This is a genomic window from Roseinatronobacter monicus (assembly GCF_006716865.1).
GTDB classification, from domain to species: Bacteria; Pseudomonadota; Alphaproteobacteria; order Rhodobacterales; family Rhodobacteraceae; genus Roseinatronobacter; species Roseinatronobacter monicus.
In genome coordinates this window covers 1,977,131-2,001,983 of sequence record NZ_VFPT01000001.1, presented here as the reverse complement: position 1 = coordinate 2,001,983, position 24,853 = coordinate 1,977,131, and the positions used below count along the sequence as shown (strand labels likewise).

At 58.5% G+C, this 24,853-nt stretch carries 25 protein-coding genes; 16 read left to right on the top strand and 9 right to left on the bottom strand.

Features of this window, described 5'->3' with window-relative positions:
- From sucD to BD293_RS09445, 7 genes are all read left to right on the top strand, one after another.
- Nucleotides 1–885 (top strand): succinate--CoA ligase subunit alpha, encoded by an 885-nt coding sequence (gene sucD / locus BD293_RS09475; protein ID WP_142081154.1) that lies wholly within the window; start codon nucleotides 1–3, stop codon nucleotides 883–885.
- Nucleotides 886–914: 29 nt separating this feature from the next.
- Nucleotides 915–1,403, top strand: a complete 489-nt coding sequence (locus BD293_RS09470) for a DUF805 domain-containing protein (protein WP_142081153.1) — start codon at nucleotides 915–917, stop codon at nucleotides 1,401–1,403.
- Between the two features lie 37 nt (nucleotides 1,404–1,440).
- A complete protein-coding gene (locus BD293_RS09465) occupies nucleotides 1,441–4,407 on the top strand; it encodes a 2-oxoglutarate dehydrogenase E1 component (protein WP_142081151.1) in 2,967 nt (988 codons plus the stop codon).
- Nucleotides 4,408–4,414: 7 nt separating this feature from the next.
- Entirely contained in the window at nucleotides 4,415–5,881 is a 1,467-nt protein-coding gene (odhB, locus tag BD293_RS09460; RefSeq protein WP_142081149.1) for a 2-oxoglutarate dehydrogenase complex dihydrolipoyllysine-residue succinyltransferase, read from the top strand.
- Nucleotides 5,882–5,959: 78 nt separating this feature from the next.
- Entirely contained in the window at nucleotides 5,960–6,358 is a 399-nt protein-coding gene (locus tag BD293_RS09455; protein WP_142081148.1) for an MAPEG family protein, read from the top strand.
- A gap of 83 nt (nucleotides 6,359–6,441) precedes the next feature.
- Nucleotides 6,442–7,827 carry a dihydrolipoyl dehydrogenase gene (gene lpdA / locus BD293_RS09450; protein WP_142081147.1) on the top strand — a complete coding sequence of 462 codons (1,386 nt, stop codon included), beginning with the start codon at nucleotides 6,442–6,444 and terminating at the stop codon, nucleotides 7,825–7,827.
- Nucleotides 7,828–7,919: 92 nt separating this feature from the next.
- On the top strand, nucleotides 7,920–8,342 hold the full coding sequence (locus tag BD293_RS09445; RefSeq protein WP_142081145.1) for a GlcG/HbpS family heme-binding protein: 423 nt from the start codon (nucleotides 7,920–7,922) through the stop codon (nucleotides 8,340–8,342).
- Between the two features lie 103 nt (nucleotides 8,343–8,445).
- Here BD293_RS09445 and BD293_RS09440 read toward each other — a convergent pair whose 3' ends face one another.
- The 5 genes from BD293_RS09440 to dnaG form a co-directional block, all read right to left on the bottom strand.
- A complete protein-coding gene (locus tag BD293_RS09440; protein WP_170207095.1) occupies nucleotides 8,446–8,790 on the bottom strand; it encodes a response regulator in 345 nt (114 codons plus the stop codon).
- 299 nt (nucleotides 8,791–9,089) lie between these two features.
- Nucleotides 9,090–9,458, bottom strand: coding sequence for a helix-turn-helix domain-containing protein (locus BD293_RS09435; protein ID WP_142081141.1), 369 nt, complete (start codon nucleotides 9,456–9,458; stop codon nucleotides 9,090–9,092).
- 15 nt (nucleotides 9,459–9,473) lie between these two features.
- Nucleotides 9,474–10,538, bottom strand: a complete 1,065-nt coding sequence (locus BD293_RS09430; protein WP_142079384.1) for an IS630 family transposase — start codon at nucleotides 10,536–10,538, stop codon at nucleotides 9,474–9,476.
- A 295-nt stretch (nucleotides 10,539–10,833) separates the two neighbouring features.
- Nucleotides 10,834–12,828, bottom strand: coding sequence for an RNA polymerase sigma factor RpoD (rpoD, locus tag BD293_RS09425; RefSeq protein ID WP_142081139.1), 1,995 nt, complete (start codon nucleotides 12,826–12,828; stop codon nucleotides 10,834–10,836).
- A 161-nt stretch (nucleotides 12,829–12,989) separates the two neighbouring features.
- Complete coding sequence (gene dnaG / locus BD293_RS09420) at nucleotides 12,990–14,942, bottom strand: DNA primase (protein ID WP_142081137.1); 1,953 nt, start codon at nucleotides 14,940–14,942, stop codon at nucleotides 12,990–12,992.
- A gap of 116 nt (nucleotides 14,943–15,058) precedes the next feature.
- Between dnaG and msrB the strand changes: the two genes are divergently transcribed.
- Both msrB and BD293_RS09410 read left to right on the top strand, forming a co-directional pair.
- Entirely contained in the window at nucleotides 15,059–15,580 is a 522-nt protein-coding gene (gene msrB, locus BD293_RS09415) for a peptide-methionine (R)-S-oxide reductase MsrB (RefSeq protein WP_342781397.1), read from the top strand.
- A gap of 56 nt (nucleotides 15,581–15,636) precedes the next feature.
- The gene (locus tag BD293_RS09410) at nucleotides 15,637–16,125 is read left to right on the top strand and encodes a tellurite resistance TerB family protein (RefSeq protein ID WP_142081135.1); all 489 of its coding nucleotides are present in this window, start codon (nucleotides 15,637–15,639) and stop codon (nucleotides 16,123–16,125) included.
- Here BD293_RS09410 and BD293_RS09405 read toward each other — a convergent pair.
- The gene (locus BD293_RS09405) at nucleotides 16,104–17,534 is read right to left on the bottom strand and encodes a Glu/Leu/Phe/Val family dehydrogenase (RefSeq protein ID WP_211841008.1); all 1,431 of its coding nucleotides are present in this window, start codon (nucleotides 17,532–17,534) and stop codon (nucleotides 16,104–16,106) included. The genes BD293_RS09410 and BD293_RS09405 overlap by 22 nt on opposite strands.
- Before the next feature lie 159 nt (nucleotides 17,535–17,693).
- Entirely contained in the window at nucleotides 17,694–18,281 is a 588-nt protein-coding gene (locus tag BD293_RS09400) for a TetR/AcrR family transcriptional regulator (protein WP_142081133.1), read from the bottom strand.
- Between the two features lie 99 nt (nucleotides 18,282–18,380).
- Between BD293_RS09400 and BD293_RS09395 the strand changes: the two genes are divergently transcribed.
- The gene (locus BD293_RS09395) at nucleotides 18,381–18,695 is read left to right on the top strand and encodes a hypothetical protein (RefSeq protein ID WP_142081132.1); all 315 of its coding nucleotides are present in this window, start codon (nucleotides 18,381–18,383) and stop codon (nucleotides 18,693–18,695) included.
- Here BD293_RS09395 and BD293_RS09390 read toward each other — a convergent pair.
- Nucleotides 18,669–19,472, bottom strand: a complete 804-nt coding sequence (locus BD293_RS09390) for a heme-dependent oxidative N-demethylase family protein (protein WP_142081130.1) — start codon at nucleotides 19,470–19,472, stop codon at nucleotides 18,669–18,671. The genes BD293_RS09395 and BD293_RS09390 overlap by 27 nt on opposite strands.
- 76 nt (nucleotides 19,473–19,548) lie before the next feature.
- Between BD293_RS09390 and BD293_RS09385 the strand changes: the two genes are divergently transcribed.
- Nucleotides 19,549–20,682 carry a carboxylate-amine ligase gene (locus BD293_RS09385; protein WP_142081128.1) on the top strand — a complete coding sequence of 378 codons (1,134 nt, stop codon included), beginning with the start codon at nucleotides 19,549–19,551 and terminating at the stop codon, nucleotides 20,680–20,682.
- A 14-nt stretch (nucleotides 20,683–20,696) separates the two neighbouring features.
- Here the strand turns inward: BD293_RS09385 and BD293_RS09380 are convergent, their stop codons facing one another.
- Nucleotides 20,697–21,359 carry an SDR family NAD(P)-dependent oxidoreductase gene (locus BD293_RS09380; RefSeq protein ID WP_142081126.1) on the bottom strand — a complete coding sequence of 221 codons (663 nt, stop codon included), beginning with the start codon at nucleotides 21,357–21,359 and terminating at the stop codon, nucleotides 20,697–20,699.
- A 173-nt stretch (nucleotides 21,360–21,532) separates the two neighbouring features.
- On the opposite strand from BD293_RS09380, the gene BD293_RS09375 reads away from it, so the two are divergent.
- The 5 genes from BD293_RS09375 to BD293_RS09355 all read left to right on the top strand — a co-directional run bounded on the left by BD293_RS09375 (nucleotide 21,533) and on the right by BD293_RS09355 (nucleotide 24,847).
- Entirely contained in the window at nucleotides 21,533–21,964 is a 432-nt protein-coding gene (locus BD293_RS09375) for a L,D-transpeptidase (RefSeq protein WP_142081124.1), read from the top strand.
- Between the two features lie 140 nt (nucleotides 21,965–22,104).
- Entirely contained in the window at nucleotides 22,105–22,572 is a 468-nt protein-coding gene (gene nrdR, locus BD293_RS09370; protein WP_142081122.1) for a transcriptional regulator NrdR, read from the top strand.
- 3 nt (nucleotides 22,573–22,575) lie between these two features.
- Nucleotides 22,576–23,673, top strand: coding sequence for a bifunctional diaminohydroxyphosphoribosylaminopyrimidine deaminase/5-amino-6-(5-phosphoribosylamino)uracil reductase RibD (ribD, locus tag BD293_RS09365; protein ID WP_281286636.1), 1,098 nt, complete (start codon nucleotides 22,576–22,578; stop codon nucleotides 23,671–23,673).
- 65 nt (nucleotides 23,674–23,738) lie between these two features.
- Nucleotides 23,739–24,191, top strand: a complete 453-nt coding sequence (locus tag BD293_RS09360) for a nucleoside deaminase (RefSeq protein WP_142081120.1) — start codon at nucleotides 23,739–23,741, stop codon at nucleotides 24,189–24,191.
- Nucleotides 24,192–24,196: 5 nt separating this feature from the next.
- Nucleotides 24,197–24,847, top strand: a complete 651-nt coding sequence (locus BD293_RS09355; RefSeq protein ID WP_142081118.1) for a ceramidase domain-containing protein — start codon at nucleotides 24,197–24,199, stop codon at nucleotides 24,845–24,847.
- The last annotated feature ends 6 nt before the right edge of the window (nucleotides 24,848–24,853 follow it).

Below are 24,853 nucleotides of genomic sequence, written 5' to 3'. Positions count from 1 at the left end.
ATGGCAGTTCTTGTCGACAAAAACACGAAGGTCATCTGTCAGGGTTTTACCGGCTCTCAGGGGACATTCCATTCCGAGCAGGCGATTGCCTATGGCACGCAAATGGTTGGTGGTGTGACACCGGGCAAAGGTGGGCAAACCCATCTGGACCTGCCTGTGTTCAACTCGGTCCATGAGGCGAAAGCCAAAACAGAAGCGAATGCCAGCGTCATCTATGTGCCGCCGCCCTTCGCGGCCGACTCGATCCTTGAGGCGATTGACGCTGAGATGGAGTTGATCGTGTGCATCACCGAAGGCATTCCGGTTCTGGACATGATGCGCGTGAAGCGCGCACTCGAAGGCAGCAAGTCGGTCCTGATCGGCCCCAACTGCCCCGGTGTCATCACACCCGATGCCTGCAAGATCGGCATTATGCCCGGCCATATTCACCGCCGGGGTTCGGTTGGCGTGGTGTCGCGTTCGGGCACGCTGACCTATGAAGCGGTCAAGCAGACAACGGATGTTGGCCTTGGTCAGTCCACCTGCGTGGGGATCGGCGGCGATCCGGTCAAGGGCACCGAGCATCTTGATGTGCTGGAATGGTTCTTGGCCGATGATGAAACCCATTCGATCATCATGATCGGTGAGATCGGCGGCAGTGCCGAAGAAGAAGCTGCGCAATTCCTGAAAGATGAAGCAAAGCGCGGGCGCAAGAAACCTGTTGCGGGCTTTATCGCGGGGCGCACAGCCCCTCCCGGTCGGCGCATGGGTCATGCGGGCGCAATCGTTGCCGGTGGCAAGGGCGGTGCCGAAGACAAGATCGAGGCGATGAAAAGCGCCGGGATCGTGGTGGCTGATAGCCCGGCGGGTCTGGGTGAAGCCGTGCTCAAGGCGATCGGCAAGTAATCCGCGACGCCTTCAGGAGGGGCGCAGCCATGACGTTTACGGATGCAGTGAAAAGCGGTTTCGAGAATTCGCTAAACTTTTCGGGGCGGTCACGCCGCCCCGAATATTGGTGGTTCTTCCTGTTCGTCTTTGCAGGTGCATTCGCGCTTGCGCTTGTCCAAGCGGCTTTGGGCATGACTGGAAACTGGCTGGTGCGCCTGTTCCAACTGGTCACTTTTGTGCCGTTTCTGGCCGTTGGCTGGCGCAGGCTTCAGGATACTGGACGCCCCGGTTGGTACCTTGTTGTGCCTGTCGTCATCGTGGTGATTTCATCGCTGATGGTTGGCAGCCTGTCCGCAAACATGATGCAGGGTGGCTTTGGCGACATGCACCAAGCAGGCCGCATGCACGGGCAGGCAGGTATTGTTGCGCTGCTGGCCGTGGCGCAATTTATCGCTGGTGTCGTAATCATCTGGTGGATGACCCGCCGCAGCCAGCGCGGTGACAACAAGTTCGGCCCGGAACCCCGTGTCAAGTGACTGATATCAAACCCTTCAGTACCATAGAGGTGCTCTTATGAACGACCACAGCCCTAGCGACCAGATACAAGGCGAGACCTTTCTTGAAGGTCAGAATGCCGCGTATGTCGAGGCGTTGCAGGCCCGACACGCGGCTGATCCTGCTTCGGTAGATGATGTCTGGGCCGAATATTTCCGTGCCTTGGGCGAAGGGACGCAAGATGCGCAGCGCGCCGCCTCGGGGCCAAGTTGGGCGCGCACCGATTGGCCGCAGCAACCCACCGATGAGTTGACCTCGGCATTGACCGGCGAGTGGCCCCAAGCCGCGCCCATCGCCGAGAAGAAGGCCGCAGCCGAGAAGATCACTGCGAAAGCGGCCGATCAAGGCGTGACACTGACAACCGAGCAAGTGCGCGCCGCTGTGATCGACAGTTTGCGCGCTTTGATGATTATTCGCGCCTACCGCATCCGGGGCCATCTGGTCGCCGATCTGGACCCGCTGGGCATGCGCAAGGAAGAGCCGCACCCGGAACTTGACCCGCGCTCCTATGGCTTCACTGAGGCCGATCTGGACCGCCCCATTTTCATCGACAATGTGCTGGGGCTGGAAGTGGCCAGCCTGCGCCAGATCATTGATATTCTGCAACGCACCTATTGTGGCACCTTCGCGCTGCAATTCATGCATATTTCAGACCCCGAGCAGGTTGGCTGGCTGAAAGAACGCATTGAGGGAATGGACAAGGAAATCCAGTTCACCAAGAACGGTCGCCGCGCGATTCTGAACAAGATGGTCGAGGCTGAAGGGTTCGAGAAATTCCTGCATGTCAAATACATGGGCACCAAGCGCTTCGGGCTGGACGGCGGCGAAGCCACCATTCCGGCGATGGAGCAGATCATCAAGCGTGGCGGTGCGCTGGGTCTGAAAGAAGTCGCCATCGGCATGCCGCATCGGGGCCGCCTGAATATTCTGGCCAATGTGATGGGCAAGCCTTATCGCGCGATCTTCAACGAGTTTCAGGGCGGGAGCTTCAAGCCTGAAGATGTGGACGGCTCTGGCGATGTGAAATACCATTTGGGTGCCTCGTCAGACCGTGAATTTGACGGCAACGCCGTGCATTTGTCCCTGACCGCGAACCCGTCGCATCTGGAAGCGGTGAACCCTGTTGTTGTCGGCAAGGTCCGTGCCAAGCAAGACCAGATGAACGATGCAGAGCGCCGGCAGGTTGTGGCTGTGTTGCTGCACGGCGATGCCGCATTTGCTGGGCAAGGCGTTGTGGCCGAGGGTTTTGGCCTGTCTGGCCTGCGCGGGCACCGCACGGGCGGCACGATCCATATCATCGTGAACAACCAGATCGGTTTTACCACAGCGCCGCATTTCTCGCGCTCCAGCCCGTATCCGACCGATATTGCGCTGATGGTCGAGGCACCGATTTTCCATGTGAATGGCGATGACCCGGAAGCGGTGGTTCATGCTGCCAAAGTGGCGACAGAGTTCCGCCAGAAATTCCTGAAAGATGTGGTGATCGACATCTTCTGCTATCGCCGCTTTGGGCATAACGAGGGGGATGAACCGATGTTCACCAACCCCGCGATGTATACCCGCATCAAAAAGCACAAATCGACGCTGCAACTTTATACCGAACGTCTGGTCGCTGACGGGCTGATCCCCGAGGGCGAAATCGAAGACATGAAGGCGTCTTGTCAGGCGTTCCTGAATGACGAATTCGAGGCGGGCAAGACTTATAAGCCGAACAAGGCCGACTGGCTGGACGGGCGCTGGTCGCACCTCAACCGCGAAGGCGAAGAGTACCAGCGCGGCGAGACGTGGATTTCCTCCGACGCACTGGCCGAAGTGGGCGAAGCGCTGACGCGGTATCCGGACGGGTTCAACATTCACAAGACTGTGGCGCGCCAGCTGGAAACCAAGAAAGAGATGTTTGCCTCTGGCAAGGGCTTTGATTGGGCCACAGCCGAGGCGGCGGCCTTTGGCAGCCTTGTCACCGAAGGCTACCGCGTGCGCCTGTCCGGGCAGGATTCGACGCGCGGCACCTTCAGCCAACGCCATTCCGCGTTTGTCGACCAGCAAACAGAGGACCGTTATTACCCTTTGAACAATATCAAAGAAGGGCAGGCGCGTTTCGAGGTCATCGACTCCATGCTGTCGGAATATGCGGTGCTTGGGTTTGAATATGGCTACTCGCTGGCCGAACCCAATGCGCTGGTGATGTGGGAAGCGCAGTTTGGCGACTTTGCCAATGGTGCGCAGATCATGTTCGATCAGTTCATCTCCTCCGGCGAGTCGAAATGGCTGCGCATGTCGGGGCTGGTGATGCTGTTGCCGCATGGGTTTGAAGGGCAGGGGCCGGAACACTCTTCCGCCCGGCTTGAGCGGTTCTTGCAACAATGTGCACAGGATAACTGGATTGTCGCCAACTGCTCAACTCCGGCGAATTACTTTCACATCCTGCGCCGCCAGATTCATCGTAGCTTCCGCAAACCGCTGGTGCTGATGACGCCCAAATCGCTGTTGCGCCACAAGCTGTGCATCTCCGAGGCGGCGGATTTCACCGAAGGGTCGAGCTTCCACCGGGTGCTTTGGGATGATGCGCAAAAGGGCAATAGCGACACAGAGTTGCAGCGCGATGACAAGATCAAGCGCGTGGTGATGTGTTCGGGCAAGGTCTATTTCGACTTGCTGGAAGCCCGCGACGCGCGCGGGATCGACGATATCTATCTGCTGCGTGTCGAGCAATTCTATCCGTTCCCGGCAATGGCGCTGCTGAAAGAGCTGGAGCGTTTTCCGAATGCAGAAATCGTCTGGTGTCAGGAAGAGCCAAAGAATCAGGGCGCGTGGAGTTTCATCGAGCCCAATATCGAATGGGTCCTGAGCCGACTGAACGGTGCAACCAAACGTCCGCGCTATGTCGGGCGTACGGCCTCTGCATCGGTCGCGACAGGGCTTGCCAGCCAGCATAAAGCACAACAAGAAGCGCTCGTGAATGACGCGCTGACAATCGAGGGATAACAGACATATGTCCACCGAAGTTCGAGTCCCCACCCTGGGCGAAAGCGTCTCAGAGGCCACTGTGGCCACATGGTTCAAGAAACCCGGCGACGCGGTCGCCGTGGATGAAATGCTGTGCGAGCTGGAAACCGACAAGGTTACCGTCGAGGTGCCTTCGCCCGTTGCCGGAACACTGGGCGAAATCGTGGCCGCCGAAGGCGAAACAGTTGGGGCGGATGCGCTGCTTGCGATGATTTCCGAGCCGGGCAGCTCTGACGCGCCGACCCCTGCCGCCCCCGAAAAAGCCGCCGCGAAGCCCAAGGCAAACTCCGCCGAGACTGTGGATGTGATGGTGCCGTCGCTTGGCGAAAGCGTGTCCGAGGCGACAGTTGCAAGCTGGTTCAAAAAGCCCGGCGACACGGTCGCTGTGGATGAAATGCTGTGCGAGCTGGAAACCGACAAGGTTTCGGTCGAGGTGCCATCCCCTGCGGCGGGTGTCCTGAACGAAATTCTGGCCGAAAGCGGTAGCACCGTTGCAGCAGGCGGCAAGCTTGCTGTGATTTCCGGCAATGCGGATGGTGTGAAAGCTTCTGCTCCGCAAGCCGAGGCAGGCAAATCCGAGGGTGGGGGGCGCGATGTTGAAGATGCGCCTTCGGCCAAGAAGCTGATGGCGGAAAAGGGACTTTCGCCGGATCAGGTGACAGGGACAGGCCGCGACGGGCGCATCATGAAAGAGGACGTCCAGAAAGCCGGGGCGGCCCCAGCGGCTGCGCCGACTGTGCCCGCCGATGATGCGGCCCGCGAAGAGCGCGTCAAGATGACCCGCCTGCGCCAGACCATCGCGCGCCGCCTGAAAGAAGCGCAGAACACCGCCGCCATGCTGACCACCTATAACGAGGCGGATATGGGCGGCATCATGGAGCTTCGCAACGAATACAAAGACCAGTTCGAGAAGAAGCATGGCGTCAAGATGGGCTTTATGTCCTTCTTTGTGAAAGCCTGCTGCCATGCGCTGATGGAAGTGCCCGAAGTCAACGCCGAGATTGATGGCACGGATGTCGTCTACAAGAACTATGTCCATATGGGCGTGGCGGTGGGCACGCCGAACGGCCTTGTTGTGCCAGTGCTGCGCGACGCGCATAAGATGGGCTTTGCCGAGATTGAAAAGCGCATTGGGGCCTTTGGCAAGAGTGCGCGCGATGGCAAGCTGACGATGGCCGAAATGCAGGGCGGTTCTTTCACCATTTCGAATGGCGGGGTTTATGGCTCGCTCATGTCTTCGCCGATCCTGAACCCGCCACAATCGGGCATTCTGGGGATGCACAAGATTCAGGAACGGCCCATGGTCGTCAAGGGCCAGATCGTGGCCCGTCCGATGATGTATCTGGCGCTGTCCTACGATCACCGGATCGTCGATGGCAAAGGCGCTGTCACCTTCCTTGTGCGCGTGAAAGAAGCGCTGGAAGATCCGCGGCGCTTGTTGATGGATCTGTAAGCCAGTTGGCCCACAGGGTGCGCGCAGAGTGCGCACCCGATCAATAGACGCAAACCTGAGTGCGAGATGGAGGCCCTCATGACCCCCGAACTCACAGCCCTCACCTTGGCCGCACTCCTGCAAATGGTGCAGTTTATCCTGTTCGCGCTTCCGGCCAATCTGGAGCTGGGCACCCGCTACACGGGCGGCAGCCGCGACTATGCCCCGGACAAGCCGATGTCCAAGCGCACGGCCCGATTGCAACGCGCGCTGAACAACCACTTTGAGGGGCTGATCCTGTTTGGCATTGCGGTCATGGTCATCAGCGTCTCGGGGCAGTCCAGCGGTTTGACGGCTGCCTGTGCCTATGCCTATCTGATCGCGCGTATCCTCTATATCCCGGCCTATGCTTACGGGTTAAACCCATGGCGGTCGCTGATCTGGGCGGTGGGGTTTTTGTCCACTTTGATTATACTGGTGGTTGCAATCCTGCCCTGATCCTTCATTTTTGTCATATTTACGCGGTGCCTGCGCGACACGACAAACTGTCTGGCCACCGCTGACCAAGGGAGACACCTCACATGTCCTACGACCTTATCATTATCGGCTCTGGTCCGGGCGGCTATGTTTGTGCCATTCGTGCAGCGCAACTGGGGCTGAAAGTGGCCTGTGTCGAGGGGCGCGAAACACTTGGCGGCACCTGCCTGAATGTGGGCTGCATCCCGTCCAAGGCGCTGCTGCACGCGACCCACAGCCTGCATGAGGCCGAGCATAACTTTGAGGCCATGGGCCTGACCGGGGCCAAGCCCAAGGTCGATTGGAAAAAGATGCTGGGCTACAAGGCGGATGTGATCGGCCAGAACACCAAAGGGATAGAATTCCTGTTCAAGAAGAACAAGGTCGACTGGATCAAGGGCTGGGCAAAAATCACTGGCCCCGGCAAGGTGCAGGTTGGCGAACAGAGCTATGAGGGCAAGAAGATCGTCATTGCCTCTGGCTCGGAATCCAGCCCGCTGAAAGGCGTTGAGGTGGACGAGAAAATCATCGTCACTTCGACCGGGGCGCTGGAGTTGGGCAAGATTCCCAAAAAGCTGATTGTCATTGGTGCAGGTGTGATCGGGCTGGAAATGGGGTCCGTCTTTGCGCGTCTGGGGTCCGAAGTGACCGTGGTCGAATATCTGGACCGCATCATTCCCGGCAATGATGCCGAAGTCGCCAAGACATTCCAGCGCTTGCTGGCCAAACAGGGCATGACGTTCATTCTGGGCGCGGCTGTACAATCTGCCACCGCGACCAAGACCAAGGCCAAGGTGACCTATAAGCTGCGCAAAGATGACAGTGAACACACGGTGGAGGCCGACACTGTGCTGCTCTCCACCGGACGCCGCCCCTTTGTCGATGGGCTGGGTCTGGCGGATCTGGGCATCAAGATGACCGAGCGCGGGCAGATCGCAACCGACGCGCATTACAAGACCAGCGTCGATGGTGTCTATGCAATTGGCGATGTGATCGAGGGGCCGATGCTGGCCCACAAGGCCGAAGACGAAGGCATGGCGGTTGCTGAAATTCTGGCCGGTCAAGCGGGGCATGTGAATTACGGTGTTATCCCCGGTGTGATCTATACATGGCCAGAAGTTGCGTCGGTCGGCGAGAGTGAAGACACCCTGAAAGAGGCCGGGCGTGCCTATAAGGTCGGCAAATTCAGCTTTATGGGCAATGGCCGCGCCAAGGCGAATTTTGCCGGTGACGGCTTTGTCAAAATTCTTGCTGACAAGGAAACTGACCGGATTCTGGGCGCGCATATTATTGGCCCATACGCGGGCGACCTGATCCATGAGATTTGTGTGGCAATGGAATTTGGTGCTGCCGCCGAAGATCTGGCGCGCACCTGCCACGCACACCCGACCTATTCCGAAGCCGTGCGCGAGGCGGCATTGGCCTGTGGCGATGGCGCAATCCACGCCTGATGTGATACCTAGTCTTTGCGGGTGGCGGGCAAGTGGTGCCTGGCCCCCGAATTTCATCTGGCGCTTGCCAAACACTGACTGAAGGATGACCTATGACACTTTCGCTTGATCAGGCCCGAACACTCATCGCAGCAACGCGCAACAAAGGGCGCGAAATGGGCTTGAAGCCGCTTTCCGTCGTAGTGCTGGACGCAGGGGGGCATGTTCTGGCGTTCGAGCGCGAAGATGGGGCCGCACCGGGACGGTTTGCGATCGCGCAGGGCAAGGCATATGGCGCTGTTATGCTGGGCATGGCAGGCCGCGCGCAAATGGCCCGCGCTGAAGCGCAGGCCTATTTCATGGCCGCAGTGAATGGGGTTTATGGCGGACAGGTTGTCCCGGTGCCGGGCGGTGTCTTGTTGCGTCAGGACGGCGCTGTGATCGGTGCGATTGGTGTGACGGGCGACAGTTCTGACAATGATGCGGATGCTGCCTTGGCCGGTGCGCAGGCTGCTGGACTGGATGCAGAAGCATAAATTAACAAAGCGCAGGACACGATCCTGCGCTTTTTTCGATAATTTTACCAAACCGTGAGTTCTGATCGCGTTTTCAGCGACGGATCACTTCCCCTTTGGGCTGTCAGTGTGTGGTCAACGCGTCAACGAATCGGCTGTGGCTTACAGGTTTTCTGAGCGTGCCATCACAAATCGCCAGCCGCTCTGATCCAAAATCATCACGTTCCGTCTCGGCCGAGAGCAGGATGATCCGGCTGTTGGGCCGCGATTTGCGGATGCCAAGACACAGATCAATCGCAGCGTGAACGCCGCCTACATGGTCCACATCGACGATGATCACGTCAAACTCGGCTTTCTTTTCGCCCAACCAGGCAAGGGTTTCTGGGCAATATGCCAGCACCATCACATTTATGTGCCGCTGCTCATAGGCCCAGTCTTGAATGTCGCGCGCTTCATCTGAATAGGGCATGAACGCTATGGCGTTGCCCGTGAAAGCAGGAACGCGTGGCTCGCAAAAGATTTTGGCTTCGTGCAACATCTATTTCACCCTTAGGTTATGCCCAGCTAGGACGATACAACCATAGGGATACACTGCGCGAGAAACTTCTCATGGTCAAGGGTTTGTTTTAATTTAACGGGGAGTTCATCATGGAAAACGCGCCTACACCTATAAGGAGAGCGTAGCCGGAACTACAAAACATATCAAGCCACCACATCTATTCATATGGTGTGTTGATAAGTATAAGAAATAAAACAATAACTATGCTATCAGAGCGTGTCGGGCGACATGCGAGAAGGCGTAACTGAGGGTTGAGTTGGCGCGGGTGCAGTTGGTTCTTTATTCACGGCATTGACCAATTGACGCATGGCAGTGACCAGAAGCTCGCGCTGCTCTGTCGGAAGTGTCGAGAAAAACTGCACAGCATCGCTCAGATCATCTGTGGCAGCGCAGTGACATTTTGCCAATCCGAGCAGATCTTGCGCGGGAACTTCTAACGCTTCTGCCAGCTTGATAACTGTTATGATTCGCGGGCTCTTCGCGCGCCGCTCTTCTATGTCTTTCACAGCTCGAATGTTAAGCCCGGCCTTACGAGATACCGATGCTGCGGAGATCTTTCTGTCTTTTAAGAGTTGCAAAAGATTATACCCGCCTTACGCGAAAACCCGAAAATTGTCGTGTGAGATGACACGGAAGTTGTCGGAGATGGTGTCGCGGAAGCTCCGCCATTCGTTGGGGAGGGTTTTTCGAAAAAATGCGAGTATCGCATCGGCAAATTGCTTTTGCGTGGGATAATACTGATTGTGTGTGACACAGCGGTGCATGACGGCCCACAATCGTTCAATCGGGTTGAGATGTGGGCAATATGGCGGCAATGGGATCAAGTGGATGCGGCAGTCCGGCCTTGCAAGGAAGTCTCGCACCTCTTGCCCTTTATGATACGCCGCGTTGTCCCAGATCACGTGGATGAGGCGCTTGTAAGGGTTGGATGCCTCGATTTTGGCCAAGAGCTGGACAGCGCTGATCCCGTCTACCGTAATCGGCTCGACAAACGACAAATCGAATGTTTCCAAGTTCAGTGCACCATGGATGTTCACACGCCCACGCCCTGCTGTGGTCTGCACGGCAGGATTTGTCCCGGCCTTCACCCAACCATAAGCCGGTTTCGTCTGATACTCCGGATGCACGGCATCTGCGAAATAGACAGCTTCATCAGCCCCCAACTCGTTCAGCAAGCGCTGATACATCTCGATGAAGGCGGCTTGTGCTGCGGCAGGCGCAACGCGCGGAAGTCCCTTCGGCTTGCGATACTCAAACCCCAGACGCGTCAGAAGCTTGATGCAGCCAGAATGGGAATACTCCAAGCCATACGTCGCGGAGATATGGGCCCGGACCTCGGTCGTCGAACGACAAAAACGATCCTCCAGCCACGCGCTGAGTTCGGCCTCCTGAGCCGAGGTCATCCGGGATTGACCGCCCTTCCATCCATCAGTGGATAGGAGGTCCCAGCCCCCTTCGCGGTAAGCCTTGTACCAAAGACGAACCGTATCATCGTCAAGGTAAAGAAATTCGGCGATCAGTTGGCAGGATTTGCCCTCATCCAGCAGCAAAATCGCATTGGCGCGACGCGCAACACCGTGATCCTCGCGATGGCGTCGCACACAGGACATCAGCTCAGCACGTTCTGAAGATGTCAGGAATTTCGGCTCAATACGCATGAACCCATCAGAATCCAATCAAACCGAACCGTCAAGCAAAACTCGGGTTCCACAGGACTCGGAGTATAGCTCTAAAAATTTCTGAAACGTCCACGACCACCCCTTTTTTGGATGCGCAAAAGCAAATTAACATACACAACACTGCTGAAAGCGAAATATTGCTTTCACATGAATTCAGGATGCAAAATATGTACCCTGAATTCTTGATACCCAATTGTTTTGCTTGGGTCTAGCTTTAAGGCAAAAATTTGGGGGGTCTGATGCTGTTTGTGTCGCAAACAGCATCAGTACTGATCTATTGGTCCAAAAAGCTGCGCAACTTGCGCGAGCGTGAAGGGTGCTTAAGCTTGCGCAACGCCTTGGCCTCGATCTGGCGAATCCGTTCACGCGTGACGCTGAATTGTTGTCCAACCTCTTCCAGCGTGTGATCCGTGTTCATCCCGATCCCGAAACGCATCCGAAGGACGCGCTCTTCGCGCGGCGTGAGGGATGACAGGACGCGGGTGGTCGTTTCGCGCAGGTTGTCCTGAATGGCGGAATCAAGCGGCAGAAGCGCGTTTTTATCCTCGATGAAATCGCCCAACTGGCTGTCTTCTTCATCCCCGATAGGGGTTTCCAGTGAAATCGGCTCTTTGGCGATCTTCATCACCTTGCGCACTTTATCCAGTGGCATTTGCAACTTTTCTGCCAATTCCTCGGATGTGGGTTCGCGCCCGATTTCGTGCAGCATCTGACGACCGGTGCGCACAAGCTTGTTGATCGTTTCGATCATGTGAACAGGAATGCGGATTGTGCGGGCCTGATCTGCAATAGAGCGAGTGATGGCCTGACGAATCCACCATGTCGCATATGTACTGAACTTATAGCCGCGACGGTATTCAAACTTGTCCACGGCCTTCATCAGGCCGATATTGCCTTCTTGAATAAGATCAAGGAACTGCAAGCCGCGATTGGTGTATTTCTTGGCAATCGAGATTACCAGCCGCAGGTTTGCCTCGATCATTTCCTTCTTGGCCTGACGGGCTTCTTTTTCACCCTTTTGGACCTGACCGACAAAACGGCGGAATTCGTTAATATCCACGCCGATATACTGACCCACCTGCGCCATGTCGGCGCGCAATTCCTCGACCTTGTCGCGCGAGCGGTCCATGAGCGCCTGCCAGCCGCGACCGGGCTTTTCGGCCATACGGTCGCACCAAGTCGGGTCAAGTTCCGAGCCGCGGTAGGACTCGATGAACTCGCGCCGGTTGATGCGCGCCTGATCCGCCAGTTTTACCATGGCGCTGTCGATCGACATGATACGCTTGTTGATCCCGTAAAGCTGGTCGACGAGCGCTTCGATGCGGTTGTTGTGCAGGTGAAGCGAATTCACCAACTCGACAATCTCGGCGCGGAGCTTCTGATATGTCTGCTCCTGCGTTTCCGAGAAGCGCCCCTGCTCCACCAAGGTGGCGTTCATACGCAGTTCCTGCATCTGTGAGAGCAGGTCGAAGTCATGCGCAATCCGGTCCAGTGTTTCAAGAACACGTGGCTTGAGCGCGGCTTCCATCGCCGCAAGCGAGAGGTTTGACTGGTCGTCATCCTCGTCGTCGTCATCGGCTTTCTGGATCGGGTTGCCATCGGCATCAAGCTCAGGCTCGGCGCTCCGCTCTGGTTTGGCGGCCTGACCGGCACCGGCCAGCCCTTCAGTGACGGGAATACCATCCTCGTCATCTTCCATCGCATTGCCGAAAGTGGTCTCCAAGTCGATCACGTCGCGCAACAACACGTCTTCGCTCAGAAGTTCGTCGCGCCAGATAGTGATCGCCTGAAATGTGAGAGGGCTTTCGCACAAGCCCAGAATCATCGTGTTGCGCCCGGCCTCGATCCGCTTTGCAATCGCAATCTCGCCTTCGCGCGACAGCAATTCAACCGAGCCCATCTCGCGCAGATACATACGCACAGGATCGTCCGTGCGGTCCAGCTTCTCCTCGCTGGCGCTGGTCGAGACTGTGACATCGCGTGTGCCGCCGACTTCGACCAATTCACCGGTCTTGGTCTCGGGTTCGTCCGCGTCGTCATCATCTTCAATGATGTTGATGCCCATCTCCGAGAGCATGGACATCACATCTTCGATTTGTTCGGAGGCAACCTGATCGGGCGGCAGCGCCTGATTGAGTTGTTCGTATGTTATGAAGCCACGCTCTTTGGCCTGCCCGATCATCTTCTTGATGGACGCTTGGCTGACAGTCTGCCCAGCTTCATTTTCCTGATCTTCGATGCGTGTCTCGTCAGTGTCTTTAGCGGCCATGGAAGCTCCCGAAACTGCTTGGGCAGGACAATGCACGAATCAGTACGACGAATCGCCCGAATCTTGGCCCTACACCATGCTATCTAGGCAAGCCGGAGGTGATTTTCTAGTTCCCCCCTGCATTTTTGCGCACTGAACTGTGCGCTGATGTCGCGATTCGGTCACTTTTTTCGTTTAACCCATACTTCTGATTCGATCAGACGCTGCAATTCCCCCGAAAGTGCCGCGCGATCTTCGCCCAGATCAGCGGAGTCTGACAGGCGCGACCGCTCGGCGCGATTGCGCGATTCCGCAGCCTGACGCAGCCGCCATGTCAGCCCCTCATCTGCCAGCTCGGCCATGTCTTCTGTTGCTTCGCGCAACTCCACCGCGACACCACGGCGCGAGAACAGTTTGGCAAATTCTTCTTCAAGGCATTTGCGTGCAAACTCATCATCATCGTGGTTGCGCACCGGGGGCGCGATACGGACATGGCCCAACTCCATGATGCGCTCGGCCTCTAGGCGGGCGGCTTCGGGCAGGGTGTCGGGCAGCGCATGGTCTGACAGGTGTTTCTGCGGGAGTGCCAGCAAGGCCTGCCGCAGGGTTTCATGGCCTGTGGTGCGCATCTCGGCGCGTTCCAGATCGGTCATGAACATATCTCGTAGGGCAGGGTGCGTTAGCAAAATCGCCAAGATGATCTCTTCGCGCATACGCTCGGCAATATCTGCGCTGTCGCCATTGGCCAGTAATGTGGCGCGCGTTGCCTGAAGGGCGTGGGCGGGTGGCGCTTCAAAGCGCTTGCCGCTGCCGCGCATGGACGGACTCCACGGCGTTTGTTTCGCGCGCTTTGGTTTGAAGAATGCGAATTGCAGCCGACGCAATTCTTCGGCGTAATGGCTGCGCAGGCTTTTGTCCGCGATTTTGTCCAGCGCCCCGCGCAGGCGGTTGTCCAGCGCCGCGCGCCGTTCCGGGCTGTCAAAAACCTGTGCTTCCGTCTCACGTTGCCACAACAGTTGCACCAGCGGCAAAGCCCCATCGACAAGCTTGCGCATCGCGCCTGTGCCGCCTGCGCGCAACACATCATCGGGGTCCATTTTCTCGGGCAGCAGGCAAAACCGCAAGGATTGCTCGGGGCTGAGCAGCGGCAGCGCAAGGTCCATCAGCCGATAGCCCGCACGCAACCCTGCACTGTCGCCGTCGAGGGCGATGATCGGTTCGGGGGAAATGCGCCAGATCATGCGCAACTGGTCTCCGGTGATCGCTGTGCCCAAGGGGGCCACGGCTGCTGTGAACCCCGCTTCGACCAGCGCAATGACATCCATATACCCTTCGGCCACGATCAGGGGCGTGTCCTTGCCGGTTGCCGCCCGCGCAGGGCCGGCATTGTACAGCGAGCGCCCCTTGTCAAAGAGCGGCGTCTCGGGCGAGTTGAGGTATTTTGCGCGCGCATTCGGGTCCATCGCGCGCCCCCCGAAAGCGATACAGCGCCCCCGCGTGTCACGAATGGGAAAGATGATGCGGCCACGGAACCGGTCGTAGGGTTTGCCCCCGTCATCGGGCGCGATGGCCAGCCCTGCCTCGACAATCTTGTCAGGGCTGACGCCTGCGCCAGTCAAATGGGCCCAAAGCGTGTGCCGCGCGTCAGGCGCAAACCCGATCTCGAAGCGCTCCAGCGTTTGCGCATCCAGTCCGCGCCCGCGCAGATATTCGCGCGCCGCTGTCGCCGCACTGGAATTAAGCTGTGCGCGAAAGAACCTTGCAGCCCCGTCCATGACCTCGGCCAACTCGCTCAGGCGGTCGGCTTTTTCTGCGGCACGCGGGTCGCGTGCGGGCATGGTCATGCCTGCCTCGCGGGCCATCACCTCAACCGCTTCCATGAAGCCCATATTCTCGGTCTCGCATAGAAATTTCAGCGTGTCGCCCTTCGCGTGGCAGCCGAAGCAGTAATAAAACCCTTTGCGATCATCGACATGGAATGATGCAGATTTTTCCTGATGAAACGGGCAGGGTGCCCAAAAATCGCCCTTGGCCTGATTTGATTTGCGCATGTCCCATGTGACCTTGCGCCCGACAACGGACGAGATCGAAACACGATTACGCAGTTCATCCAGAAAACCAGGGGGCAGACTCATGCCAAGGATAATGACAGATCACAGAGGCTTGTTGAAGCGATGATCGGCATCTGCGCTATTTGTTGAAACTGACAGGCTGTCTGCGCCGTAGTACGTGTATATCAATGGAGGATACCATGATGAAACGACGTTCATTTCTGGTGACAACCGGACTTGCGCTTATGGGGGCAAGGGCCGCAACATCAGACACACAGTTTCCATTCACCCTGTCCGACGCAGAGTGGCGCGAACGCCTGACCCCTGCGCAATATGCAGTTTTGCGCGATCATGCGACGGAAAGAGCATACTCGAACACGCTGATGGGCGAACGCTCGCCCCTGCTGGAGGAAGAGCGCGCGGGCACCTATAATTGCGCGGGCTGCGGGCAGGCCATTTACAGGTCGGAAACCAAATATGACAGCCGGACCGGTTGGCCAAGTTTCTGGGACGCCATTGAAGGGGCAACCGGTACGAAATCCGACCGCAGCTTTTTCATGGTGCGCACAGAGGTTCATTGTGCGAATTGCGGCGGTCATCAGGGGCATATCTTTGACGATGGCCCCGAACCAACGGGCAAGCGGCATTGCATTAACGGTCTGGCGATGACGTTTACACCTGATGATACCGGTCAGGTCGAAGGGTTGCCGGTCAGCGCTTGAAGCAAGTGTGATCGCGCAGGGTTGGGGTTTTTGGCGGTGTTCTCTATATAAAAGGGATGTCAAACAAAACACTCAGATGGATACAGGGCCTGTTCGCCCCGACCCAAACACCAGATACCAGAGCGGATGTGACCGGCGAGAGTGCCGTCGCCGCCTTGCTGGTGCGTGCCGCGCGCGCGAATGATGATTACAACCCGTTGCAGGTGGCCGCGATTGACGTCGTCTTGTCGCGCCGGTTTGGTCTTGGGCCTTGGGATTGCGCGGCCTTGCGCGCCAAGGCCGAAAAATTGGAAGCGGCCACGGGCGACAGCGTTCATCTGACACGTGCCATCAAGGATGTGTTGCCGCTGGAAGATCGCCCTGCCTATCTGCGCGATTTGTGGGAAGTGATCCTTGCGGATGGGCAACGCCATGAACAAGAGGATGGGCTGATGCGCCTTGTCTCGAACCTGCTGGGGTTGCGTGATCGCGATTCAGCCCATGCGCGCCAGTATGTGCAGGCGCGCATGACAGAAGCTGACGATCAAAGACCCTTGGCGCGGTAGCTTGCGGCCACGCGTTCAATGGCCACGATAAAGGCCGCTGTGCGCAGATCCTTGACGTCCGGTCTGCGGTGCCACTCTTCCGAGATGGATTGGTAGGCCGTGCGCATCGTGTCATCCAGCCCCGAACGCACAAGCTGCAATTCATCCGCACCCTGCAAATAGCGGCGCTTGAAATTGGGAGACAATTCCCAGCCAAGGTTCTTATCCGCAGACAGACGCTCCAACTCGCGCACCAAGGTCAGGGCATGCGCTTCCTCGTTACGGCGCTGCATCCGGCCAAAGCGGATATGGCTAAGGTTCTTGACCCACTCGAAATATGAAACCGTCACACCGCCCGCATTGGCATAGAGGTCGGGGATGATGATGATCTCTTTTTCGCGCAGGACTTCATCAGCGCTGGCCGTGATGGGGCCATTTGCAGCCTCGATAATCAGGGGGGCGCGAATGCGGCTGGCATTGTTGATATTGATCACCCCCTCAAGTGCGGCAGGGATAAGGATATCGCATTCCGCTTCCAGAATGGTGGCACCATTCTCGACATATTCAGCACCCTCAAACCCTTTGACACCGCCGGTTTGGACAATCCAGTTGCGCACGGCGTCCGGGTCCATCCCTTTGTCATTGATCAAGGCACCGTCACGCTCGATAATGCCGATGATCAGGGCGTCATCCTCTTCACGCAGGAATTTGGCGGCGTGATAGCCCACATTGCCCAAACCCTGAACAATGATCCGTTTGCCGGCCAGATCACCCGTCAGCCCTGTCTTTGCAACATCTTCGGGATGCCGGAAAAATTCCTGTAGCGCATATTGCACGCCCCGGCCTGTCGCCTCGACCCGGCCCTTGATCCCGCCTGCATTCAGCGGCTTGCCGGTCACGCAGGCGCGCGCATTGATGTCGGTTGTGTTCATGCGTGCGTATTGGTCGGCGATCCACGCCATTTCCCGCTCGCTGGTGCCCATATCGGGCGCGGGTACGTTCTGGGCAGGGTTGATCAGGTCGCGCTTGGCCAACTCATAGGCGAAGCGCCGCGTGATCTTTTCCAGTTCATGTTCTTCATATTTCCGCGGGTCGATGCACAAGCCGCCCTTTGCGCCGCCGAATGGCGTTTCAACCAATGCGCATTTATAGGTCATCAGCGCGGCCAGCGCCTCGACCTCGTTCTGGTTGACTTCGATGGCATATCGAATGCCACCCTTTACGGGTTCCATATGCTCTGAATGGACAGAGCGATAGCCGACGAAGGTTTCTATCTTTCCGCCCAGCCGCACCCCGAAACGCACGGTGTAGGTGGAGTTGCAAATTTGGATCTTCTCAGCCAGTCCCGGTGGCAGGTCCAGATGCGCAACCGCGCGCCGGAACATAAGATCAACATTTTCGCGAAAGCCTGGCTCTTTCGTGTCCAGCATAATGTCCTCTCCCTTTGTCGAGTATGCATCGGAATATCTGATGCGCAGCCTCACGCGCATGATACCGATTTGACACGTCAATGACACCGCGATTTTATTCTCTTCGCAGTAGATAGAGGTAGACATCTTAATTTGGCCTTTACGCGCGTATGTCGCGCGTCACGCACCGACTGCTTTGCGCACCATTTGCCAATATATCTCTTCGACTGCGTCAAGGCTCAGTCGCCCGCCTTCACGAAACCATGTGTTCACGCCTGTCAGCATGGCAATCACTGCGAAAGTGGCAAGCTTGGTGTCCGGCAATTCAAACACATGGGCGGCCTTGCCGCGCGCCAGAATCGTTACGAGATGGGCCTCGTAATCGCGGCGCAGCGCTTCGATCCGGTCGAAATTCGCAGGCTCCAGATTGCGCAACTCCATGTAGGAAATAAACACCGCATCACTGCGCGCTTGGTGAAATCGGATATGAAACCGCGTAAAGTTTTCCAGATCGGCCAAGGGGGTGGTCGCGGGGGGCAGGATGGCCAGTTCGGCCAGCAAGTCCTGCATATGCTGCTGCATCAGGTCAAACAGCAAAGATTGTTTGTCCGGCGTATACAGATACAGCGTGCCCGCCTGCACACCAACTTCTGTGGCGATCTGGCGCATGGAAACAGCCGCATAGCCGTGTCGTGCGAACAGCCTTAGCGCGGCCGCGCGAATGCGCGGGCCGGTCACATCGGCAGAGGAATTTTTCTTGCGTGCCATGACTGTCTATTTGTGGGGGTAATTGCGCCGGGCGCAAGCCCGCTTGCGCCCGGCGCGGCTCTCGCGCTATCTTGCGATTGCGTTTGTGTCAGGAATACAATGTTTCGGAAACTGTCTTGTCAGCGTCTGCAAATCGGTCGCGTGGTCTGGCTTGGACCGCTGGTACTGGTGGCGTGCTTTGCGCCGACGGATCTGCCCCCGCGTCAAGCCAACCTGCAAGGCAACAGTCCTGAATTGCTACCGATCTCTACCATCCTTGCGCAGGTTGCTGACGGCCCCAATACAGCACGACTGACAGACAGCACAGATGATCGGGTTACGGCGCTGCAAGCACGCGCCGCGCGCCTGCGGGGGCCTGTGATCGCGCAAGGGCAGCGCGAGCGCATGTTATCCTCGGGGGACCGCTTGCGCTGAGCGCTCGATCTGTTCCAAGGCGGCGCGCTGGTCGCTGGTCAGAGAGTCGCGCCTGACAACAACTGTATGGATTGAGAACACGACCGCACCGGTCTTGGGCAGTTTCACAAGGCATTGCTTTTCAGAGCGGATATATGCGCCGCCATCGCGCTTGTCCTTGGGCGCAAATTCAGACCGGGGCTGATACAGGGCAGGGTTGGTGTAGCGCAGAACATTCGCACGCCAAAGCGCTTGCTCTGGACGAATCGCATCGAACAGGCGCTGCACCCGTGCGCCCATCTGCGAATCATAGCTGTCTACGGGCAGATGAATCCGCATCAAGGGCTTGCCGATTTTCTCGGACAGGGTCCAGCTTGAAGGAAAGCACAGAACCGCGCCCGTCAGAACATGCTCGGCACCGCCCGCCGGTTTCTGAAGCAAACAAAAATCTGCTTGCAGCAAGTGCCCCAATGTCCAGAGAGGGCGCGATTTGTCGAGCGCTGTCGTCACGCCATCAGGGCGCAAAACACTGTCCGCGCTGACAGCAAACCCCAAAGCAGGCAGTTCCTTCACAACCTCGTCCAGCAATTCGCGCGCAGCAGGTTCCGCTTGCGGCAGTGTGGCCAGCACATCGTCTGGCCGCGCCGCCAGCAGGGCCGTCCGTTCTGCCATCTGCTCGGCATAGACAGCATCGCAGGTCAGCCAGTCCGCGCGGTCCAGCGGCATCACACCGGGCAGGCGTTGTCCTGCCGGTCTGATCCAAGGGGCGAAAGGCAAATCAGGGTGCAGGATCGTCATGCTGTATTGCTAGAACGCGGCCTTGAGGGCGTCAATTATATCTTGCGGGGTGCGAAAACCACGATACGCTGAGTGAATGACAAATGATGTGCCCGAATACACGCTTGGCATTGAAGAAGAGTACCTTCTTGTCGATGTCGAAACCTGCGCGCTGGTCGATGTGCCCGATGCGCTGATGCGCGATTGTGCGCGCGAATTGGGCGACAAAGTCTCGCCGGAATTTCTGGCCTGCCAGATCGAAGTGGGCACTGGCATATGCGCCAATATCGCAGAGGCGCGGGCCGATCTGGGCCATTTGCGCCGCACCATCGCCGATTGTGCAGCGCAATACGGGATGGCCCCGCTTGCGGTGTCGTGCCACCCGTTTGCCGATTGGCACAGTCGCAAGCATACCGAAAAGCAGCGCTACAATGATCTGGCGCGCGATCTGGCGGGGGTTGTGCGGCGTATGCTGATCAGCGGGACGCATGTGCATGTCGGCTTGCCCGATGATGACCTGCGCATCGATATCATGCGCCAGATGACCTATTTCCTGCCGCACCTGCTGGCGCTGTCAACCTCGTCGCCCTATTGGGGCGGGCAGGATACCGGATTGAACAGCTACCGCCTGACGATTTTCGACAATTTGCCGCGCACTGGCCTGCCGCCGGATTTTGTCAGCCATGCGGAATATCGCCGCTCGGTCGATACGATCATCAAGGCAGGGCTGATCGAAGACACGACCAAGATCTGGTGGGATATACGCCCTTCGGCCCGTTTTCCCACGCTGGAGGCGCGCATTTGCGATGTGATGCCGATTATGGAGCATACGCTGACCGTGGCGGCACTGGTTCAGGCAATCGCCCGTATGCTGGTGGAGTTGCGCCGCCGAAACCAGCGCTGGCGTATCTATGACCGTTTTCTGATCGCCGAAAACCGCTGGCGCGCGCAGCGCTACGGCCCGCGCGAGGGGCTGCTGGATATCGGGAAAAGCACAGTCGTCCCTATGGGCCAACTGGTCGAGGAATTGATCGAATTGCTGGAAGCGGATGCAATGGTGCTGGGCTGCCTGAACGAGTTGCGCGGTGCACAAGACATTCTGACGATGGGCACCAGTGCCGAACGCCAGCGCGCCGTCTTTGCGAAAGCGCGCGACAACGGGGCAGATACCGACGCGGCCTTGGCCGAAGTCGTGCGCGCGCTGATCGCTGAATTCAGGACAGGGCTTTAGGCCCTATCGCAGCTTCAGATCAGCGCGGCCAACCGTTCCGCCTCAGTGTGACAGGGTGTCAGTTTGCTGCGCTCTTCGCCGGGATAGAAGCGCGCGCGTGTGGCCGTCGGCATGGGGGCGCAGGCCTCTACCAGAACACGGGGGCCGGTATTGGTGCATTCGGCGGCCCATGCGCGCGCAAGCGTCATTTGCGCCGCCTTGGACGCGCCATAAGCGCCCATGAATTTCTGCGTGCTGGCGGGATCATCGACAAACACTGCCGTCGCGCGTGTCGGTGCAGCCAACAGCAAAGGGGCCACCATCGGGATCAGGAAACCCGTGGCACGGATATTGATGGCCACGCATTTTTCCCAGTCTTTCAGCGCGATGTGATCGGCTGGCGACATAGGCGGGGCATGAATTGCTGTATGTGCCCACAGATCGACATGCCCCCAGCGGTCGTGAATATCGCGGCACAGATGACGCATCGCATCATCTTTGGCGATATCCATCGCCGCCAGCGTGGCGCTGCCGCCTTTGGCCTGAATGCGGTCATCCAGTTCCTCCAGCGCACCCAAGGTGCGCCCGACAGCAACCACATGCCAGCCATTTGCAGCAAGGGTTTCGGCAAGTGCCGCCCCCAACCCGCGCGAAGCCCCCGTAATCAGGGCGAGTCTTTTATCAAGATGCTCTGTCATGCGCGATCTAGTCCCACCTCGTGCAGAATTTGGCAAGAGGGTTGATGTCGGAAGCGCAAAAAACAGGAATGCGGCCCCTATCGGCAAGAATCCGCTTGACTCGAATCTCGGACCGCTCCCCACTGAAAAAGCCTTGGGGGGCAATTCAAACAACAACTTGAACGGGGGACTTTATGTTTCAACGATTTGTATTTGGAGTGTTCGCGTCATGTCTGGCCATTGCAACCGCGCTGCCGGCGCAGGCGGATCGGGTGGTCGCACGGGTCAGCATCAGTGAACAGGTGATGCATGTCTATCATCATGGGCAGCTTTTATTTGAATGGCCTGTTTCAACTGCACGTCAGGGCAAGATTACACCGACAGGCGATTGGCGGCCACAATTCCTGTCGCGCAATCACCGCTCCAGCCGCTACAATAATGCGCCCATGCCGTATTCGGTTTTCTATTCCGGTCATTACGCCATTCACGGCACGGATCAGGTCAACCGTCTTGGCCGCCCTGCCTCGGCCGGATGTGTGCGCCTGCACCCTGACAATGCCCGCGTCTTTTTCGACATGGTCCGAAACGAGGGTATGGATCAGACACGCGTGATTGTGGTCAGGTAAGCAAACTGCCCCCCCCCTGAGTCTGCAAGGCAACAGGCGCGCCCCCATGATCTGGTGGTGTACGTTTGTTGCTACCCAAGCCCTCGCGGTTTGCCTATAGTGTTTGCGGAGCAAGCATAAACAAACCCGAGGGAGAGGACATGCGCTGTCCATTTTGTGGAAACACCGATACGCAAGTAAAGGATTCTCGCCCAGCCGAAGATCATGGCGCGATCCGCAGGCGGCGCTTTTGCCCAGCCTGCGGGGGGCGGTTCACCACATATGAGCGCGTTCAGCTGCGCGATCTGGTTGTGGTCAAGACCAATGGCCGCCGCGAGGCATTTGACCGCGAGAAGCTGGAACGCTCGATCCGCATTGCGATGCAGAAACGGCCTATCGAGCATGAGCGCATTGACCAGATGATTTCCGGCATCGTCCGGCGGTTGGAAAGTCAGGGCGACACGGACATCCCCTCCAAGATGATTGGCGAGATTGTCATGGAAACCCTCGCGCGGATCGACACTGTGGCCTATGTGCGCTTCGCCAGCGTCTATAAGAATTTCCAAGAGGCGGATGATTTCGACAAATTCGTCTCGGAATTGCGGCCAGAGCAGAAAGAGCCAGAGTAAACCTTGGCCTGTGAGCGTGACCAGCATTTCATGCGCCTTGCCATCCGACTGGGCGCGCGCGGGCTTGGGCGGGTCTGGCCCAACCCCGCTGTGGGCTGCGTTCTGGTGCGGGGCGGGCGCGTGCTGGCGCGTGGCTGGACACAGCCCGGCGGGCGGCCCCACGCCGAAGCGATCGCGCTGGCAAAATGCGATGCGCGCGGCGCCACCGCCTATGTCAGTCTGGAGCCGTGCGCCCATCACGGGCTGACACCGCCTTGCGCACAGACGCTTATCAACTCAGGCGTGGTGCGGGTGGTAACCGCGCTTACCGACCCGGACCCGCGCGTGTCCGGGCGTGGTCATGCGATGCTGCGCGCAGCCGGGGTCGAGGTTCTCGAGAATGTCGAGGCAGAGGCCGCGCGCGCCCTGAATGCGGGTTTTCTGATGCGGCTTTCGCAGGGTCGCCCTTGGGTGACACTGAAACTGGCGCTGACTTTGGATGGCCGCATCGCTACGCAAACCGACGAAAGCCGCTGGATCACCTGCCCAGAGGCGCGGCGCATGGTGCATGTCTTGCGCGCACGCCATGACGCGGTTCTGGTGGGGGCAGGCACAGCGCGCGCGGATGACCCCGACCTGCGCGTGCGCGATCTTGGGACCACGCATCACCCTGTGCGGATCGTTGCAGCCCCGCGGCTGGATATCCCCGTTGAGGGGCGTTTGGGCCGGACTGTGCAAGAGGTGCCTGTCTGGTTGCTGCATGGGGCCACCGCCGATCAGGATGCGCGCAAACGCTGGTCGGGCGCAGGGGCAGAGCTGCTGGAATGCGCGGCCACCCCCGAAGGGCTGGTGCCGGATGCAATGCTGCAAACACTGGGCCAACGTGGGATCACGCGCTTGTTTTGCGAGGGCGGCGGCCACCTTGCCGCCAGTCTGCTGCGGGCGGGGCTTGTCGATGATCTGATTGTCTTTTCCGCAGGCAAGATGATCGGCTCTGAGGGGCGCGCGGGTCTGGCGCAACTGGGCGTGACCCGACTGGCCGATGCCCCGCACTTCAAACTGACCGATTTGCGACAGGTCGGTGCGGATATTGTCCACACATGGACACGCCAGACAGTCTAGGAGCGCTTTCCGACGGCCACGATTGTGGCCTTGCAAAGCCTGTCCCTTTGGAGAAACTGCACGCCATGACCCGGTTTCGTACATTCATGCATATCGCATTGGCGCAGGCCCGCGCCGCAGGCTTGCGCGGCGAGGTGCCGGTGGGGGCGGTGATCGTCTCGGCATCGGGCGAGGTTGTCGCCGAAGCGGGCAACCGCACGCGCGAATGGAACGACCCGACCGCACATGCCGAAATGCTGGCCATTCGCGCGGCCTGTGCCGCCCTTGGGCAAGAGCGGCTGACCGGTCATGACCTCTATGTCACGCTAGAGCCTTGCCCGATGTGCGCCATGGCGATTTCGCACGCACGCATCGCACGGCTGTATTTTGGCGCCGCTGATCCTAAAACCGGCGGCGTGGGGCAGGGGCCGCGCATCTTCGATCACCCCCAGTGTCACCACGTGCCAGAAGTCTATGACGGCATAGATGCAGACGCAGCGCAGGCGCTGTTGCAGGATTTCTTCGCGCGATTAAGGTGACGGGTATGCTACAGGAACAGGTCATCGCCTATTGCGAACGCACAGATTTTTCGTATTGGAGCGAGCCGGTCAATGCCGTGACCAATGCCGCCTTTCTGATCGCGGCGGCACTGGTCTGGCGGCAGACTGCGGGCCTGCCCTTGGCGCGGGCAATGGCGGTGATGCTGGCGATCATCGGCGTGGGGTCGTTTCTGTGGCATACCCATGCGACGCAATGGGCAGGCTTGGCGGATGTGCTGCCCATTCTGGTGTTCATCCTGCTGTATCTCTTTGCCGCGACACGAGACTACTTTCGCGTGAGTTGGCCTTTCGCCCTTGGGGTGACGCTGCTGTTTTTCCCCTATGCTGCGGGCTTCGCGTGGATCATGGGCTGGGTCGCACCGGGGCTGGGGGCGAATGCGCTGTATCTGAGTGTGGCCGTGCTGATTGCGGCCTATGGCCTTTGGTTGCAAGACCGCGACACCGGCAAGGGGTTGCTGATCGGCGCGGGTCTGCTGGTGGTGTCGCTTGGGTTTCGCATGGCCGATGACGCGGTGTGTGCGGTGTTTCCGATTGGCACGCATTTCATGTGGCACTTGCTCAACGCCGCAATGCTGGGCTGGATGATCCATGTGTATTGCCGCCACATGCGCAGTGCCGGTGCCGTGCAGGCGTGAAATCCA

Coding starts and splice junctions, on each gene's coding strand:
- BD293_RS09410 (WP_142081135.1), top strand. CDS start 15,637: ATGTCAAACAAAACACTCAGATGGATACAGGGCCTGTTCGCCCCGACC.
- msrB (WP_342781397.1), top strand. CDS start 15,059: ATGATGAAACGACGTTCATTTCTGGTGACAACCGGACTTGCGCTTATG.
- BD293_RS09385 (WP_142081128.1), top strand. CDS start 19,549: ATGACAAATGATGTGCCCGAATACACGCTTGGCATTGAAGAAGAGTAC.
- sucD (WP_142081154.1), top strand. CDS start 1: ATGGCAGTTCTTGTCGACAAAAACACGAAGGTCATCTGTCAGGGTTTT.
- BD293_RS09375 (WP_142081124.1), top strand. CDS start 21,533: ATGTTTCAACGATTTGTATTTGGAGTGTTCGCGTCATGTCTGGCCATT.
- BD293_RS09430 (WP_142079384.1), bottom strand. CDS start 10,538: ATGCGTATTGAGCCGAAATTCCTGACATCTTCAGAACGTGCTGAGCTG.
- lpdA (WP_142081147.1), top strand. CDS start 6,442: ATGTCCTACGACCTTATCATTATCGGCTCTGGTCCGGGCGGCTATGTT.
- BD293_RS09465 (WP_142081151.1), top strand. CDS start 1,441: ATGAACGACCACAGCCCTAGCGACCAGATACAAGGCGAGACCTTTCTT.
- BD293_RS09380 (WP_142081126.1), bottom strand. CDS start 21,359: ATGACAGAGCATCTTGATAAAAGACTCGCCCTGATTACGGGGGCTTCG.
- BD293_RS09355 (WP_142081118.1), top strand. CDS start 24,197: ATGCTACAGGAACAGGTCATCGCCTATTGCGAACGCACAGATTTTTCG.
- BD293_RS09395 (WP_142081132.1), top strand. CDS start 18,381: ATGTTTCGGAAACTGTCTTGTCAGCGTCTGCAAATCGGTCGCGTGGTC.
- BD293_RS09440 (WP_170207095.1), bottom strand. CDS start 8,790: ATGCCCTATTCAGATGAAGCGCGCGACATTCAAGACTGGGCCTATGAG.
- BD293_RS09390 (WP_142081130.1), bottom strand. CDS start 19,472: ATGACGATCCTGCACCCTGATTTGCCTTTCGCCCCTTGGATCAGACCG.
- odhB (WP_142081149.1), top strand. CDS start 4,415: ATGTCCACCGAAGTTCGAGTCCCCACCCTGGGCGAAAGCGTCTCAGAG.
- BD293_RS09470 (WP_142081153.1), top strand. CDS start 915: ATGACGTTTACGGATGCAGTGAAAAGCGGTTTCGAGAATTCGCTAAAC.
- BD293_RS09400 (WP_142081133.1), bottom strand. CDS start 18,281: ATGGCACGCAAGAAAAATTCCTCTGCCGATGTGACCGGCCCGCGCATT.
- dnaG (WP_142081137.1), bottom strand. CDS start 14,942: ATGAGTCTGCCCCCTGGTTTTCTGGATGAACTGCGTAATCGTGTTTCG.
- BD293_RS09405 (WP_211841008.1), bottom strand. CDS start 17,534: ATGCTGGACACGAAAGAGCCAGGCTTTCGCGAAAATGTTGATCTTATG.
- rpoD (WP_142081139.1), bottom strand. CDS start 12,828: ATGGCCGCTAAAGACACTGACGAGACACGCATCGAAGATCAGGAAAAT.
- BD293_RS09445 (WP_142081145.1), top strand. CDS start 7,920: ATGACACTTTCGCTTGATCAGGCCCGAACACTCATCGCAGCAACGCGC.
- BD293_RS09455 (WP_142081148.1), top strand. CDS start 5,960: ATGACCCCCGAACTCACAGCCCTCACCTTGGCCGCACTCCTGCAAATG.
- BD293_RS09360 (WP_142081120.1), top strand. CDS start 23,739: ATGACCCGGTTTCGTACATTCATGCATATCGCATTGGCGCAGGCCCGC.
- nrdR (WP_142081122.1), top strand. CDS start 22,105: ATGCGCTGTCCATTTTGTGGAAACACCGATACGCAAGTAAAGGATTCT.